Origin of the sequence: Thermoactinomyces mirandus (genome assembly GCF_013868055.1) — a bacterium.
Classification (GTDB): domain Bacteria; phylum Bacillota; class Bacilli; order Thermoactinomycetales; family Thermoactinomycetaceae; genus Thermoactinomyces; species Thermoactinomyces mirandus.
Genome location: NZ_JACEOL010000086.1, coordinates 1 through 981, shown reverse-complemented (window position 1 = coordinate 981; position 981 = coordinate 1). Strand labels below are relative to the sequence as shown.

The window sequence follows — 981 nt, the reverse complement described above, 5'->3', positions numbered from 1 at the left end:
AGGCCAAACTGAGCCAGCATGTGGTGGTAGTCATGGGACGTGTATTGGAAATCCCGATCGCTGTGAAGGATGGTTCCAGACACGTCCTCTTTTTTTCCAGAGCTTTTCGGACAGTGTTCAGAACCAATGCATTGTTGTTTCTGGAACTGATGTGAAACGCAACAATCTCATTGTTAAAAAGATCCATGATGGCAGACAGGAAAAGATTCTGGCCTCCAACGGGAATCCGGGTGACATCCGTTACCCATTTTTGATTCGGGCGCTCAGCGTAAAACTGGCGGTTCAACAGATTGTCTGCGATACCGATTTTGATCAAAGCGTCTTCTGCGGATGATCGATTGAATCCCAAGTTTCTGCATGATCCGGAGCACCTTCTTATGATTGACACGAAGTCCGTACAGACGCATCAACTCAGCCTGAATTCTCCGGTATCCATACCTCTTGTTTCGAAGCCCGTATATGTAGTGAATTCTCTCTTTGAGAGCCTGATCTTTGTCCGTCTTGTTCTTCCTGGAAAGATAACGATAGTAACCGCTTCTGGAAACTCCCAAGAATTTACACAAATCTTTGACGCTATGATGGTGACGCAATTCATCCACAACCCGAAATTTCAGCTTTTTCCCTCCCTTGCCAAAATTTCCAACCACTTTTTTAGGACATCATTCTCCAATCGCAGCTTTTTGACTTCCCGCTCCAGATCTTTGTACTCTTTTCGCCTCCCCCTGTGCTCCATTAACCCAAATTCGCCATGTTCACGGTATTTTCTCACCCAGACCTTCAGTCGCCCCACATCATGAATCCCCAGTTCTTTGGCGACTTTGGCCTTAGGAATCCCTTGGAGCCTCATTTCTATTGCCTTCTTTTTGAGTTCAAAGCTGTATGTCTTGAATTTCTGCCCTTTCCTTGCCATAAAAATCACCCCTTAAAATAATTCGGCAACCACAGGGGTTTTTCCGTGTCTATTTTAAGGGGTGCACATCA

3 protein-coding genes are annotated in these 981 nt (G+C 45.5%); all 3 read right to left on the bottom strand.

What is annotated here, in order from left to right; translation table 11 throughout:
- The coding region (locus tag H2C83_RS17115) for a DDE-type integrase/transposase/recombinase (RefSeq protein WP_181742379.1) at positions 1 to 286 on the bottom strand (286 nt) is incomplete at its 3' end.
- Positions 264 to 647: an IS3 family transposase gene (locus tag H2C83_RS17110; protein ID WP_181742378.1), complete on the bottom strand. Its 384-nt coding sequence runs from the start codon at positions 645 to 647 to the stop codon at positions 264 to 266. The genes H2C83_RS17110 and H2C83_RS17115, both read right to left, overlap by 23 nt.
- On the bottom strand, positions 611 to 910 hold the full coding sequence (locus H2C83_RS17105) for a helix-turn-helix domain-containing protein (RefSeq protein ID WP_181742377.1): 300 nt from the start codon (positions 908 to 910) through the stop codon (positions 611 to 613). The genes H2C83_RS17110 and H2C83_RS17105 overlap by 37 nt, the downstream gene beginning before the upstream one ends.
- Positions 911 to 981: the final 71 nt, after the last annotated feature.